Genomic DNA, 14,829 nt, shown 5'->3' on the forward strand with positions numbered 1-14,829 from the left:
CGTTATTAAAACTCACTCAAGAGCAGAAAATAGTACCAATATTTTCTGCTCTTCACAATATAACAACATCTATTTGAATATTTTATTCACGAACACGGTTCTACCTTTTACTTCGAAATGCACCCGAGTAGCTTTCTCCAACATATCCAATATTTCCGTGAAATCCTCATACCGGGCTAACTCTCCGGAGAAGTGATATTCCTTCAGTTCCGGGTTTACCCAAAATATATCAATATTATACCAACGTCCCAAGCACATCATGATGTCCTCCAAGGTATTATTCAATAATACAAACCGTCCATCCTTCCATGCAGAATAAAGGCTCGCATCTACCCGACGAATAAAAAGTTCTCCATCTTTATATACAACTTGTTGATCAGGCTGAATCTTCACGCTTTGCTTTCCATCATATACCCGCACCAATCCTTCATTCAACGTGGTTTCTACAATTTTCTTATTCGGATAAGCCTGCAAATTAAATTGAGTTCCTAAGACCTCGACAGACACTTTGTCATCTGCATTCACTACAAACGGACGTGAAGCATCTTTTCTAACAATAAAAAAAGCCTCTCCACGTAAAAATACATCCCGTTTGTTCTTCCCGAATTTAACTGGAAATCGTATCTCAGAATCTGAATTCAAGAACACCTCCGTACTATCAGACAAAAACAATTTATATTCTCCACCGCATGGCACCCGAATGGTATTATACACAAGAACATCTCTTCCACTTTCCCCCACAATCTCTTCATAAGAAACTTGATGGCCATCATTTTTGGCTACCATACCGCTTCCCAAAGCTATTAATTGTTTCGTACTATCTTGCAATACAATTTCGTCACCGGAAGAAGTAATCAGAACAGCCTTGGAACCACCCGTCTCGATACGAGCTATCGATTGCGCAATCTCTCGTTCCGTAGGCTTTCTAAAAAATCCCCAATACAACCCAATCCCTACAAGTAAAATTATAGAAACTGCAATACCCATCCTCCCAAAAGACATACTTCTTCGTTTGTTTCGTAACCCCAACTGTTTTTTCACCGTCTTCCACGAATCATCCACCTCAAAATGCCTGGCATATAAATCTCTGCTCGAAAGATTTTTTCCTTCAAGGATATATTGAAATAATTCTCTATTCCGAACATCCTCCTTCAGCCACGCTTCTAATCTCTCTTCTTCAGCAGGCGAAAGTGTACCGATCACTTTTTTAGCAATCAAACGAGATATTTTATAATCTTTCGGATAGTCCATCATAAAACGTCCTAATTTAAATTTATAATTCTACCTACAGAACGACAGAATTTCAAAAAAGGATGAGTGGACTCGTCGTTTTTTTTGATTATATTTTTGGAAACAAGAACAAAAGTAAATAATAATAATCCTTCAACGCTACACGAAGGACGTTTATCGCTTTATATTTCAATGATTTAACAGTGTTTGTAGAAATTCCTAATTCCTCTGCAATTTCTTTATTTTGCTTACCTTCCAAACTTAATTTTATAATTCGACGACTTTGAACAGGTAAAGCATCAATTGCCTCATTAACAATTCGATATGTCTCTTCTTCGATCACTAGATTTCGAAAAAAGTATTCACGATCAGCTGTTTCCGAACTATTTTGAATAGGCATTTTCTTTTGCTTTTTCAAATAATCGAAGCATTTGTTCTTGACAGCTACATATAAAAATATATCCGGTGTTGTTTTAAAATCATAAGATTCCCTTTTTTCCCACAAATGAATAAATACTTCCTGCGTAATGTCTTTCGCTATATCTTCATCCCCGATAAGACGGCAAGCAACAATACACATAGACAAGTAATATTTTTTAAACAAGACCTCATAAGCCTCAATATTGCCACTACGAATAGAGTCAAATAAAAAGTTCTCTGTATTTTGATCACGTTTAGACATAATTCTATGATTTACATCAAAAGAACACTCTTAAGAGTACAAAAGTAGAGAAAAAAATGAAAATAACAATTTTACGAATCCGCAGCCGCAGATTCGACCCCGCACAAAAAAAGAGGGTGTACTTCAAATTTTATCTCACCCTCCTTTAACTACTCTTTCACATCAACCCCAATCAATCCAATCTCTCCCGATAAATCTTCACCTGTTCCTCCAAATGCTTGATAACATCATCCCCCTCCCGATTCATCTTGGCTGCCGGAATACTATTTTCCAAAGCCCGAACTCCTTTACGCTTGAAACTTTCGCCATACCTGTAACACAAAATACCCATCGCTTCATGGACACGGTAATCCCCGTTCCTCCTACTTCTCAACAAACTCTCGGCCGCATCCAACCCATTCTTGATAACAGCATCTGCTTTCGAATCAGAAGCCAGTACCAAATACATTATACTCTCCATAACGGAAAGATATTGCTCATCATCCCTGTATTTTTCCCGTATTACATCAAAATACCGGATAGCACTATTTTCGAAAATCTCCAATTTACACTGGTATTTCAAAGTAGCACTCTCTATATTCTCCGGCATAATTTCGAGTAAATAAAGCGCCTTAAGATACTCCTTCTCTTCCACAAGCTTCTTGACTGTTGTCAAATCAGCTTGAATCCCCTGTTCCGGAACAATTTTAAGCACCCAAATAGCCATTCGAACAATTTCCGCCAATTTCGGACTCCTACCGTCCCAACGCCCTCTAACGATCCCTTGATCATCTATAATTATGACAGACGGGTGATTGCCATGAAACGCCTCCGCACAAGCATCTGCCCCTTTCCCATAACCGCAAGAATAATTAATGCCATGATCTTTCCACCATTTCCGAGCTTCACGTTCCGATACCTTCTCGTGTGAATCCACTCCTATAAATTGCACTCCCTCATAAGGCTGCATATTCCGGAACAGCACCGTATCCAAATCATGGACCAGATTGATGCAACTACCACACCACGTGGACCAGAAATTTATCACGACAAACTTTCCTTTTAACGCCTTGCTGTTTAACTTTTTATCAAAATAAAATTCCGGGGCAGGCTCACCCACTTGTTTAACCATCGTCATCGTGTTGCCTGCCGGCTTCATGTAATCTGTCATCCAACCCCTGGAATACTCTCTCATAAATTTGTTAAAAGCCTCGTAGTCCTGAGCCCTAGCAGAAATGACTGCAAGTAATAATACAGCCATGTAAATCAATTTCTTCATCATTATCCTCAAATTATTAAACCAAAGAGCCGAGTCAAAAGAGACGCTTTCGCCACGGCCCTGTGATACGAAATTATTACACATACACGGCACGAAACAGCGCCAAAATACATTCTCTATTTCCCCTTTCTTCTGAACAGCAATAACACACCTCCCAACAAAATCAACACCGGTAGAATCCATTGCAGAATCGTCTTCACATTTCCGGCCGCCTCCGCACCTATCGTTAGGTTATTGTCTATCGGATCGGGACGGGAAGTATCCACCGGGAGTTCCCCGTAGGATAACCACTCAAACATAGACATGATCAGTCCCCCGTTTATAGAAAGAATCCCCCTACGACTCGCCATCACCTCTCCCATACTAAAAGCATCCGCATCCCCGACAACCACGATTCGCTGCTCCTTCCCTGCCTGTTGACGCTCCAAAGCCACCATCGTAGTTTTCGTCCCGGCTTGCTCCCCGACGTTAGGATTCAACAAGGGCGTTTCATTCACAAAATCAATCGTCTCCAACTCGTTCCAACTTGAAGGATCACGCCCGATCAGCAACGGAATCACCCGGAATCCCTTATCCTCCACCTGTTCGATCGCCGAAGCCTCCGGCATCACGATCGAGTAGGGCCATTCGGGATGATTGGTTTTTACATATAAATCGTCCCAAAGTTTAGATAACCCCTTGGCCTCATCGGTAGCTCTACAAAGGAACAAGCTAACCGGATATTCTCTTTCCTCGGCCTGCCCCAAAGCTCCGGGACCACCACCTGCACCTCTGACAGAAGGCATACTGGCAGCGTTTTTATCCACGATCTGATCCTGTTTCTGAACCAAAATTCCCGGCTCAAAACGTAATCCCAGCTTCTCCATCAACGGGGCCAAATAACTGTTTGTTCTTGGCTTTCCCGCGATAATCAAATTCTTCCCGCTTTCCACGTAACGATACAATTTATCCAACTCCTCTTCCGTGAAGGACTCCCGAGGTTCTGAAATAACCAATACATCCAAACTATCAAGCAATTGAGGATTACGACTTAATTTCACATCCACCACATCAAAGCCTTGATTAATCAATGCCGAACGGTACAGCTTTTCCGACACCATATAGGAATAATCCCGATTCCGGTCCCCCGTAATCGTGCGGGCATAATGATCTGAAAGGAATCCCACGCTCGGCAACTTCATACCTATCCGTTTCAACGCAGCGGAAATTTCCCTTTCAAAAGGAACTCGCTGTGCATCATTAAACACCCGCAAAAAAGTCTTTTCTCCATTTTCACGTTCCAACAACACCACGAAGCGATACCCCTCGTCTCTCAAATCCACGTCAGGATCGACCTTCGATAGAGGAACATATTTTCGAGCATTAACCCCTTGGAATTTTGCCATTTCTTTTGCAGCCTCGGTCAACGTCTTTCCCGCAAAACGGTGCGCAAAAAATCCGTCCGTCGTGTCCGTGTAATAATAAAACACGTAATCCATCTTTGTCTCCGGTTTGAACCGTATATAAGAATTATAACGTGCTATATCAGCCATCACTTTGGCAGGAGTAATATTGTAAACACTACCGAACAAATTCACGTAAGTCGTCATTTTCAATCCCCCGTCCAACTTGGATACGATCTCCTGGCTAGCCTCGGTCAACGTGTTTGTCTTGGTATGCGTCGAATCGTGATACAATCGTAACATCGGCCGAGAAGTCACGTATCCCAGCAACATCGCCACGATAAACACACCTAGGAAGCGTCCGACTTTACTCAACACAGAACGACGCTCCCGAATAAACTGCAATTTCAAAATCGCGAACCCGAGGAACATGGCCGTCATAATAACAAAGTAGAGAAAATCCTCACTGCAAATCATCCCGTTAATAAACGTACCGGCCCGTCGGTCCAGTGCCAGCCAATACGTAATATCCCGGACAAAAGTATATTCCTGCCACAACCCGGACACGAAACGTAAGAAAGTCAACAAAGCCAGCATATAAATAGCCGCCACGATCGGGTAAGTCGTCAGCGTGGACATGAACAGACCGATTGCCGCGTAAGTTCCGAAAAGAAGGTACAGCCCCAACAGTCCGGTCAACACCGCTGCCCAGTCAAAGGATTCAATCCAACATCCGGCAAGAATAACGTACACCAGCAACACGCTAAACATCAACAACCCATACATCATCATCCCCAGAAACTTTCCCAACACGATATGACGACTGGTAATCGGGGCTACAAACAACAATTTGATCGATCCCCGGCTGAACTCCTGACTGATTAACCCCATCGTCAACAAAGGCATAATCATGTACAACAAATTACTGATCTTAGGCCACAACCCCCGTCCCGTTGCATCGAAAAATAACGCCCGGGACAAGTCAGACAAGCCCCCGCCCCGGAATTCCTGACTTCTCGCGTATGCCCAAAGCACATCCGTAAAATTCATCGCTGTCATAAAGACAAAAAGGATCAAGATCAACCATGCGATCGGCGAGTAAAAAAGATTTGATAACTCCAAACGAGCTATTCTGTATATTGCTCTCATAACATTTACTTCTTAGAATTAATTGATTATTTACCGGACAATTTAGCAAATACGGCTTCCATGGAACTCTTCTCCTTTCGCAATTCTATCATATCCCATCCCCGAGAAACAGCCTCCCGCATCACTTGCTTAATCGTTCCCCGCTCCCCGTCATACCACAAACGAACGCCATGATTATCCAATGCTTCCGCCCGTTTGATACCGGGCAACTTCATCAATTCATCCATTTCCGGAAGTTGATCAAATTCCAAATAGAGCGTGTTCGGTTCGATATAATTATCAAAATCTTCCGTACTACCGGAAAAAACTACTCTCCCGTGTTCAATCATCTTGATAGAAGAGCAAGTAGCCTGAACCTCCGACAAAATATGCGTCGAAAGCATCACGGTCCGATCCACTGCAATATCCTTGATTAACTGACGGACTTCCAGTATTTGGTTCGGGTCCAACCCGTTCGTCGGTTCATCAAGCACCACGAACTTCGGATCATGTAAGATGGCCTGAGCCAGCCCGACGCGTTGCTGATACCCTCCCGAAAGATTACGCAACAACCTATCTTTCATATGAGTAATACCACAACGTTCCTCGGCAGCAGCGATAGCTGATTTAATCTTTTTCTTATCCATCCACTGTATTTCTGCACAAAAACGCAAATACTCATCGACCGTCAGATCCGGGTACAAAGGGGGTTTCTGGGGTAAGAAACCGATCAACTTACGAGCCTTCACAGGTTCTTTCAACGTGTTTATCCCGCCAATATATACCTCCCCCGCGGTCTGTCTCATCACCCCGCAAATAATATTCATCGTGGTAGACTTACCCGCCCCATTCGATCCCAACAAACCAACCACCCCGGCATCATCAATCTGGAAATTAATATCCTCTATCGCCCAGCGACTGGAAGTATACCGATGATACAAATGTTCAACTCTTACAATTGGATTTTCCATACAAACGATTTATTATCAAAATACTAGACATAACTCTCCCGTGACAGCAAATAGCCATCATTTTTTACTCTCCAGAAACACATACAAACAGGAGATTATTCGTAATACAAGTCTCCTATGGCCGGTAAGTCTACCCCCCAATCTTTAAAGGCAGCGACAATAAGATCATATTTCTTCTTAATGTTCCCCGCCACATCCTTCGACGGATGCAAAAAACCGGCATAATCATAATTCCTAATCACCCAGAACAGCGGATCTTGACGGGATACTGAATTCACATCTATTTCCAATATCTCCTTCGGTGTCGTAATGATCATCTCCAAGTAAGTCCGGACATCCGTTCTTTTTGCTTCTTCCTCGAAATTTGCCAACCGTCCCAACCAACCTTCAGACACCCACTCTTCATAATAATCCGCGGACAAGGTTTTAGAATAATCCGTCACGGAAAGGAAATCTTCCAACTCCGCCATCGGGTAATCATCCACCAACTTCTCCGTCAACATCCACGTGTGCAAATCATTCTTCATCTCTAGCATATCTTCATTTGCCAAATTCTCCACGGACGCATCCCCATGACTAAATATCAACGTATTGGCGATATTATTGAAATAATCCCGTTCCTGTTCTGACAAAATATTATTACCCAAACGACGGCAATAAGTCACATTCTTGGCAAGAATCACTTTCTTCACCATCTTCTTTTTCAACAATTCCCTGGAATAATGGTTCAAAAACAACTTCTCAATCCACTCCAGTTGCTTGCCGACGTACTCCTCGTCCGGTAACTCCACACGCAAACCGGGATTATAAAACACAAGCTCGCTCTCGTTGATCCGCGACGTATCCTCCACAAACCCTGCCCATCGGTCATTCTCGTTATAATACACATCCTTATTCTCGAACTTGTACAAGAAATAAATCCCGCAGTCTTCATACCAGCTCACGATCTTCGTGTCATAATCGTGATCCCCTTGCGGAAGGACATAACGAAACTCCGGTTCCGTCGAAGGTGTCAACTTCTCGTCATCGTCATTACATCCCGTCCACAAAAACAATCCTAATATTATTATCAAAAAATATCTCATAATACCCTAGTTTTAATTTCCATGACTATTTATTCTGTTCCAATCGGGGATTCAAACGGATCACCTCTTCAGCGATCGGCAACACGTACCTGTTCTTCTGTAATGTCACTTCCGTCTTGTTACCGGAAGCCGTCTCAAAAAAAGTATGGTTAATTTCCGGCATACCGTATCTTCTCAAATCACACCAGCGATGCATCCAGTCTCCGGCCAACTCCCTACGCCGTTCCTCCTGATAGAATTTAAACAAATCATCCGGGTCCGTGATATTCACCTCCTCATACGTGTACTCCACATTATTGAAACGGTGACGACGCAATTCATTCAAATCGTTCAAAGCCTTCTGACAACAAGACGCATCACCTCCTGCCATATATTTACGGATATATCCCTCGGCGCGATTCAAATACATTTCAGCCGTACGAATCCCTTGGTACACGCCATTATTACTTCCCCCGATAGACAAATAACTCCGGTAATACGTGATAGACGGGAACGCCATTTTAAAATTCCACGCAAAATACAAACAACCCCGTATATCCCGAATCTTTTTATCTTTGACCATTACCTGTGTACACGGGCCATACAAATCCAACAATTCATCGGAAACCATATAACAAGGATCCGAGGCCTGCATATCCGGCAACTCCCGGTAACCTTCCCGCATCCAAATCACCTCATCCGGCGTTTCGATGGAATACACGGACAACGACTCCGGGGATTTAGGCGTGCTCCACTGCACGGTGTTCAAATCCAACAAATTCGGCTTCACCTGCAACACGCTGTCCGCGTAAGCAATCGCCCGGTCCCAATCCTCCATGTACAGATACATCCTCGACAGAAGAGCCTTGGCAGCCAGATGACCTATCCGCAAAAAGTTACGGTTATAATCATACTCCGTTAGCAACCGATTACCTCTCAATAAATCCCGTTCAATCTGCCCGTACACCTCTGCCACTGAATTACGGGGAAAACGTTCATCCCGAACCTCCATGGTCAACTTCAAAGGCACCCCCGGATTCAGGTTCGGATCACCTTCATTGTAAGGCATTCCATACATATTCACCAACATCAAGTAGTACATGGAACGCAACGTCAACGCCTCCCCCCGAAGATTCTCTCTCAAAGATGCCTCTCCAGTCATATCATCCAGACAATCCAGCACGATATTACATCCCAATATCTTGTTGTAAGGTAATTCCCAAAAGGCAGCATCATATCCTCCACCGGCATTGTTAAACATATCCGCATCCCACAAGAAACGCCACTTCATATTCTCAAGATAAGTCCGGTAACCTTCACTCTTCAACCCGTTACATTTTATATCATCCGTGAAAATATCCATGATATTATACTGCACCTCTTTTTGTCCGGCATCCAGATAAGCATCTCCCAGAAGCAACTGTTCTACATCGGTAAGTTCTGTCGGTCGAACTTCGGTTATACTATATTCGTCAAGGAAGCCGTCACAACCGACAAGCATCCACAACATGAACGAACCAACAAATGTTAATACGATCGATTTCATGTTCTTTATATATTAATTAAAAACTCACGTTTAAACTAAAAGTAAAATTCCTTGTCAATGGCTGACTTCCCTTAGCCACTTCCGGATCCCGGCTATCAAAATCGCTACTCACGATCTGGAATGGATTGGATAACGTCATGGTAAAACCCACGTTCTGGGCAAACCGGCGAATCAACCTCTCCGGGAACACGTAAGAAAGGCTTATACTGTTGCAACGCAAATACCACGCATCCGCAACCCGGACATCCGAATTCGCCCACGCCTCGTAAGGATAAAGACTCACGCTGGAATCTTTAAACGGATACATGGGCAAACAATTCTCGCCCACCGGGATAGAAGGAATATTCGTGTACTTCTCGTCACCTGATTTTCGCCAACGCTTTAACAGTTGAGTCGAGGCATTTTTGTACTCGCTCGGCATACCATACGTGTTATTCATCTCGCCATACGGGGAACTCAAAAAACACTGGTTACCGGTTGACCAATAAAAAGAAGTCGCCAGCGTCCAATTCTTGTATCGGAAATTCATATTCAGTCCCGCCGTTAAATCCGGATCCAACTTCCCGGCATGAACCATGTACTGTGTCACGTCCAACTCACCCGCATTCGTGTTCGCCCCGGACATATCGAATAAAGGCCCGCCATTTTCCGGATTCAGTCCGGCAAAACGGAATGCCCAGAAACTGGAAACAGGATATCCTTTCTTGTTATATTTCCCGCCTACAACCTCTCTCCAATCTCCCGTCGGTTCAAACTCCGAACTCACCTCGTTATACACTTTTGAAGTATTGAATCCCAAACTCCACACGAAATCCCGCGTGCGAACAGGTACCAGACTGAATGACAATTCCCAACCGGAATTCTTCATATTACCGCCATTCACGTACATAGAATGCTCCCCGTTCTCGTAAGGAATCTCCCGTTGGGTAACCAAATCCTCTGTCTTCTTGTAATAATACTCGAACGAACCGTTCACCTTACTATGCAAAACGCTAAAATTAATTCCCAAATTAATCGACTTTGTCTTTTCCCATTTCAAATCGGGATTCGGCAATTTCGTGTAAGTCATCTTGAACTCTCCTGTCTCCGTATCCAAAGGCAAGATTTTCGCAATCAGATTCGCACTCACGTTCTCCACCACGTTTCCTTGATAACCGTAAGTGGCCGACAAAGACAAGTAATTCAACAAATCCTGCCCCTGCAACCAATGTTCATCCGTCACGTTCCACCGGGCACCGATAGACCACACCGGCAGATATTTCTCTTTCTCGTCCTGTCCGAAACGGTTGGAACCATCACCTCTCACGGAGAAATTCAAGGCATAGCGATTATCATACATATAAGAACCCGAAACATAGTAAGACAACGTGTTATTCAACGATTTCGACAAAGAGGGAACCGTGCGTGCATACCCGTTCAGCGTGTAATTGACATCCGTACTCGGTCTCGTTCCCAGAGGTACATCCACGAATGACAAACCCCGCTCCGGCATATACCCATAATCCGTTTGTGCGTAAGATTTACGCTTATTACTACTCAACTCTCCCCCGACCATCATATTCACAGCGTGACGGCCAAAATTCTTTATATATTCAAACTGTCCTCGCCAGCTATAATTGAATCCTTCATTCTCGCTCACGTTCAACTCGCCTCCATAAGGTAAAGGTGAAGTTTTCAGATCCGTGTCAAACGCATCGTGTTCGCCATAATTATATCCACGGATTCCGGCAATATAATTAGTCCGTTCCGTAAACCATGACTCCCCGAACGTAGAAATAGAACCTCCTCCCAAGGTGGTAGAAAAGACTAAATCTTCCAGAATCGTCCAACGGACATCAACACTCAAATTCAGACTTCTGCTTCTATTTTCATTCCCGGAATATTTCAATTCATTCAAAATATTATAATCATACCCTTTGCCCCCGCTAGCATAATAAAACAAACTCCCATCCTCATTGTAGCAAGCGATTGCCCGGTTAGCATTGATGGCATAATTGAATGGATCCACCCCATTGGCAAAAGCTTTTGTCTCGGTATGAGAACCGGATAAAGAGACATTCAACCGCAACTTGTTCCAAAACGTAGAACTCAAATTCAAACGCCCGGTATAAGAAGTCTGTGAATTTCCTTTCGCCGTATTCTGATTATTTGAATAACCTAAAGAAGCATAATAAGTAGAGTTGTTATTACCTCCCGAAAAACTCAGCGAATGAGAATGAGAAAACGGGGTTTGGTAAAGCACGTCAAACCAGTTCGTGTTCACGGATTCCAATGCCTTAGCTCCTCGGTCAAACTCATCGTAAGAAATCTCTCCCCGCTGGTAAGCCAACGCCAACCCGATATATCCGATTTTATCATTCGGCACCTGTGCACCTCTCTCGTAAGCCTCCCGGGAAAGATCAACCCGCTGTTTGGAATTCATAATCTCCAGTTTGTCATAATTCAACTTTTCTCCCACGGAATAATTACCGGAATAGTTCAACGACAAACGTCCCCGCTCCCCTTTCTTCGTTGTGATCACGATCACCCCATTAGCAGCCTTTACCCCGTAAATAGCCGTGGACGAAGCATCTTTTAGTACTGTTATATCCTGAATGTCATTGGGATTCAACCAAGCAATGGCTCCCCCGACAAAATTCTTGATCATATCTATGTTATCATCACCAATATTGGTCAATTCACTGGCACTGAAAGGCAATGGATCTTGTTGAATAATCCCGTCAACCACCCACACCGGATCAGCATTCCCCACCAGCGTGGAAGTACCCCGAACACGCACTTTCTGACGAGTACCGGTCAACCCACTTTGGTTAATCACCATCACACCCGGCAACTTACCCTGCAACATCTGTTCGAGCGTCTGCGATCCGGTCATCACTAACTCATCGGCATCCACTTTCGAATATGATCCGACCATCGCTTTCTTCTTCACGGCCTGGTAGCCCGTGACAACCACTTCATCCATCTTAATTAGTTCCTCTTTCAAAACAACTCGCATCGTGTCCCTCGCCGTACGGGCCGAAAAGTCTACGATTTGAGTGGCAAACCCCACAAAAGAAAACTCCAGCCTACCCTCGGAAACAGGCAATTGTAATGAAAACCATCCTTTCGCATCCGTAGCCGTCCCGAGAGAAGTTCCCGATAATTTTACCGTCACTCCCGGCATCGCCCGCTTTTTCTCGTCCACAACCCATCCTTTCAACCGGACGGAAATTCTCTCCGGATCTTGATTAACCGTCAAATCCTTGATCACAATCACATCATCCAGCAACGTGTACGTAAGCCCGGTTCCGCCCAACAAGCGATTCAACACATCTTTCAGTTCCTCGTTCTTGGCATCAACAGAAAGGTGATCAATCGCTTTTATCTTATCAATGCTATAGAAAAAGCGAATACCTGTCTGCTCCCGTAACTCGAGAATAATCGTTTCCAAGGAAACATCTTTCATCTGCAAAGACACCTTGTTCTCTTGAGAGAACCCCGTTGCCCAAGTACTGACCTGCAACACAACGGTGAGTAAAAAAGTCAGTTTCATCATCAAAAAAACTTTTTTTAAGACATGGATCGGCACACCACGCCTACTAATCCAATTTTTTTTCATACATTTGAATGTTTAATTATAAATAATTATAACCATTTAGACAGGGTTGCCGGACCAGGGCATCCCTGTCTTATTTTTTATACACAGTAATCGTACGCTCCTTCACCACAAAACGAACATCCCCACCCGTCTCTATAAATCTCAAAAAATGCTCGACTGTCTCATACTTCTGCAAATCTCCCGAAAAAACCAGTTGCTTACACTCTTCGTTTGCGAAAAAGACCGTCACGTCATAATTCCGCTCAACCACCCTCATCAATTCCTCCAGCGTCAAATGACTAAACACGTAAAGCCCGCTACGCCATCCCACATACTCCCTCAAATTCACTTCCCGCACATCACTCACACCTGTCAAAGAATCAGCTATCACCTGAAAGCCGGGCTTCAACACCACTTTCTTCTTATCCTTTCCCGTGAACTGCACGGAACCATTTACCAGCGTAGTCACCACTCGATATTCTTCCGGATAATCACGCACGTTAAATTCCGTCCCCAACACTTTCACGCATCCTCGAGAAGTATGTACCAGAAAAGGCCTTGATTCATCCCTCTCCACTTGAAAATAAGCCTCTCCCGACAACAAATACACCTCCCGGCTATTCTCCTTGAAACGCACCGGGAACTTTAACCGGGAATCGGCATTCACCCAAACTTTCGTTCCATCGGTCAGCACCAGCATATACTCCCCTCCCCGCGGAACATTCAATTCGTTGTAAGCAATTTTATCCGTTGGCATTACATCTGCCGAGGCATACACGACCTTCACGGAATCCCGAATAATCTTTATCCCATCTGCCTCCCGCACCTCTCCTTCATCCTCTCCCAAATCAATCCGACTCCCGTCATCCAACATGATATATCCCTTCGACATGATGGGCTGTATCCCTTCGGCTAACTCCACGTGATTCCGTTTTTCCCAATGCACATTCAACCAATAAGCAGCCCCTCCCAGCGCAAGTACCAATAAAAACGAGGCAGCAATCCTCATCCTCCGCAACATTCGGACTTTCCGTCCCCGTTTCACGTAGGTCTGAAATTTTTTGAACCCCTCCTTCGAAGAAAAACGAGGAGGTTCTTTTAACCAAGACGCAAGTTGCTCCTTATCTTCCAGTCCGGAAGCATTATTCAACAAACCCGGTTCTCGCATCAATCGCTGAAACTCCTTTTTTGCCTCTTCATCTTCCTCGTTGAAAAAGTTCCGAACCACTTGTTGAACAACTTCAAATATAGTATGACCATTACGTTTCATTACACTTCTTGTATTGGATTCACCTATTAAATCCAAAAAAACGAAAAAGTATAAAAAGAAAAATGATTTTTTTATAGAAAAAATAACATGGCCACGATCCAGTACTTGCCAAGTTCCTGTTTTATAAATTTATAAGCTAAATATTTTTGTTGTTTAACCGTATGAATCGTCACTCCCAACTTAGCCGCAATCTCCTCCCCGCTCATCCCGTCCATGCTCATCAAGATCACTTTCCGACGTTCTCCCGGTAACAAATCGATCAACTCCCTCAACTTTCGTAACACCTCTTCCCGCACCACGCTCGAAAAATTCTCTTCGGACATCTCCTGTTCCACCTCGCTCCACAACCTCAACCGGGCCTCCTCCGTGTTCCGGTCCCGCAAATATTTCAAGGCATTGTTCGTTACCGACCGATATAAATAAACCGTCAAAGCCTTCTCGTTCTCGAAAACAGCCGTTCCGTTCCACAGGTTCACGAACACCTCCTGCACGATATCCTCCGTCACCTGATCATCCAATAAAATCCGAGCCGCGTGATTACACAAACTTTCATAGTAAGAGTCGAATAACTCTTGCCACACTTTCTCATCCTTACGATTTACCCCGTAAATCAATCTTGTATATTCATCGCCAAGCTCCATACGAATGTACTACTCAGGAACAAATATAGAAAAAATATTTAGTATCAATTACGATTTCTTCTTAGAACCTTCGAAAA

Annotated in this window: 10 protein-coding genes; all 10 read right to left on the reverse strand. The window is 43.9% G+C overall.

Annotated features, from left to right (window positions below):
• Nucleotides 1–69: 69 nt before the first annotated feature.
• Nucleotides 70–1,254 carry a FecR family protein gene (locus D8S85_RS12330; RefSeq protein ID WP_106480925.1) on the reverse strand — a complete coding sequence of 395 codons (1,185 nt, stop codon included), beginning with the start codon at nucleotides 1,252–1,254 and terminating at the stop codon, nucleotides 70–72.
• A gap of 85 nt (nucleotides 1,255–1,339) precedes the next feature.
• Nucleotides 1,340–1,912: an RNA polymerase sigma-70 factor gene (locus D8S85_RS12335; RefSeq protein WP_106480926.1), complete on the reverse strand. Its 573-nt coding sequence runs from the start codon at nucleotides 1,910–1,912 to the stop codon at nucleotides 1,340–1,342.
• Nucleotides 1,913–2,084: 172 nt separating this feature from the next.
• On the reverse strand, nucleotides 2,085–3,173 hold the full coding sequence (locus D8S85_RS12340; protein ID WP_172726511.1) for a TlpA family protein disulfide reductase: 1,089 nt from the start codon (nucleotides 3,171–3,173) through the stop codon (nucleotides 2,085–2,087).
• 113 nt (nucleotides 3,174–3,286) lie between these two features.
• Nucleotides 3,287–5,701 (reverse strand): Gldg family protein, encoded by a 2,415-nt coding sequence (locus D8S85_RS12345; RefSeq protein ID WP_127075145.1) that lies wholly within the window; start codon nucleotides 5,699–5,701, stop codon nucleotides 3,287–3,289.
• A 26-nt stretch (nucleotides 5,702–5,727) separates the two neighbouring features.
• A complete protein-coding gene (locus D8S85_RS12350; protein WP_106480928.1) occupies nucleotides 5,728–6,651 on the reverse strand; it encodes an ABC transporter ATP-binding protein in 924 nt (307 codons plus the stop codon).
• Between the two features lie 95 nt (nucleotides 6,652–6,746).
• On the reverse strand, nucleotides 6,747–7,736 hold the full coding sequence (locus D8S85_RS12355) for a hypothetical protein (protein ID WP_127075147.1): 990 nt from the start codon (nucleotides 7,734–7,736) through the stop codon (nucleotides 6,747–6,749).
• Between the two features lie 25 nt (nucleotides 7,737–7,761).
• Nucleotides 7,762–9,261: a RagB/SusD family nutrient uptake outer membrane protein gene (locus D8S85_RS12360; RefSeq protein WP_106480930.1), complete on the reverse strand. Its 1,500-nt coding sequence runs from the start codon at nucleotides 9,259–9,261 to the stop codon at nucleotides 7,762–7,764.
• 16 nt (nucleotides 9,262–9,277) lie between these two features.
• Nucleotides 9,278–12,799, reverse strand: coding sequence for a SusC/RagA family TonB-linked outer membrane protein (locus D8S85_RS12365; protein ID WP_228423214.1), 3,522 nt, complete (start codon nucleotides 12,797–12,799; stop codon nucleotides 9,278–9,280).
• A gap of 133 nt (nucleotides 12,800–12,932) precedes the next feature.
• Nucleotides 12,933–14,111 carry a FecR family protein gene (locus D8S85_RS12370; RefSeq protein WP_106480932.1) on the reverse strand — a complete coding sequence of 393 codons (1,179 nt, stop codon included), beginning with the start codon at nucleotides 14,109–14,111 and terminating at the stop codon, nucleotides 12,933–12,935.
• A gap of 71 nt (nucleotides 14,112–14,182) precedes the next feature.
• A complete protein-coding gene (locus tag D8S85_RS12375; protein ID WP_106480933.1) occupies nucleotides 14,183–14,752 on the reverse strand; it encodes an RNA polymerase sigma factor in 570 nt (189 codons plus the stop codon).
• Nucleotides 14,753–14,829 lie beyond the last annotated feature (77 nt).

Origin of the sequence: Butyricimonas faecalis, assembly GCF_003991565.1 — a bacterium.
Taxonomy (GTDB): domain Bacteria; phylum Bacteroidota; class Bacteroidia; order Bacteroidales; family Marinifilaceae; genus Butyricimonas; species Butyricimonas faecalis.

Coding starts and splice junctions, on each gene's coding strand:
- D8S85_RS12330 (WP_106480925.1), bottom strand. CDS start 1,254: ATGATGGACTATCCGAAAGATTATAAAATATCTCGTTTGATTGCTAAA.
- D8S85_RS12335 (WP_106480926.1), bottom strand. CDS start 1,912: ATGTCTAAACGTGATCAAAATACAGAGAACTTTTTATTTGACTCTATT.
- D8S85_RS12340 (WP_172726511.1), bottom strand. CDS start 3,173: ATGATGAAGAAATTGATTTACATGGCTGTATTATTACTTGCAGTCATT.
- D8S85_RS12345 (WP_127075145.1), bottom strand. CDS start 5,701: ATGAGAGCAATATACAGAATAGCTCGTTTGGAGTTATCAAATCTTTTT.
- D8S85_RS12350 (WP_106480928.1), bottom strand. CDS start 6,651: ATGGAAAATCCAATTGTAAGAGTTGAACATTTGTATCATCGGTATACT.
- D8S85_RS12355 (WP_127075147.1), bottom strand. CDS start 7,736: ATGAGATATTTTTTGATAATAATATTAGGATTGTTTTTGTGGACGGGA.
- D8S85_RS12360 (WP_106480930.1), bottom strand. CDS start 9,261: ATGAAATCGATCGTATTAACATTTGTTGGTTCGTTCATGTTGTGGATG.
- D8S85_RS12365 (WP_228423214.1), bottom strand. CDS start 12,799: ATGATGAAACTGACTTTTTTACTCACCGTTGTGTTGCAGGTCAGTACT.
- D8S85_RS12370 (WP_106480932.1), bottom strand. CDS start 14,111: ATGAAACGTAATGGTCATACTATATTTGAAGTTGTTCAACAAGTGGTT.
- D8S85_RS12375 (WP_106480933.1), bottom strand. CDS start 14,752: ATGGAGCTTGGCGATGAATATACAAGATTGATTTACGGGGTAAATCGT.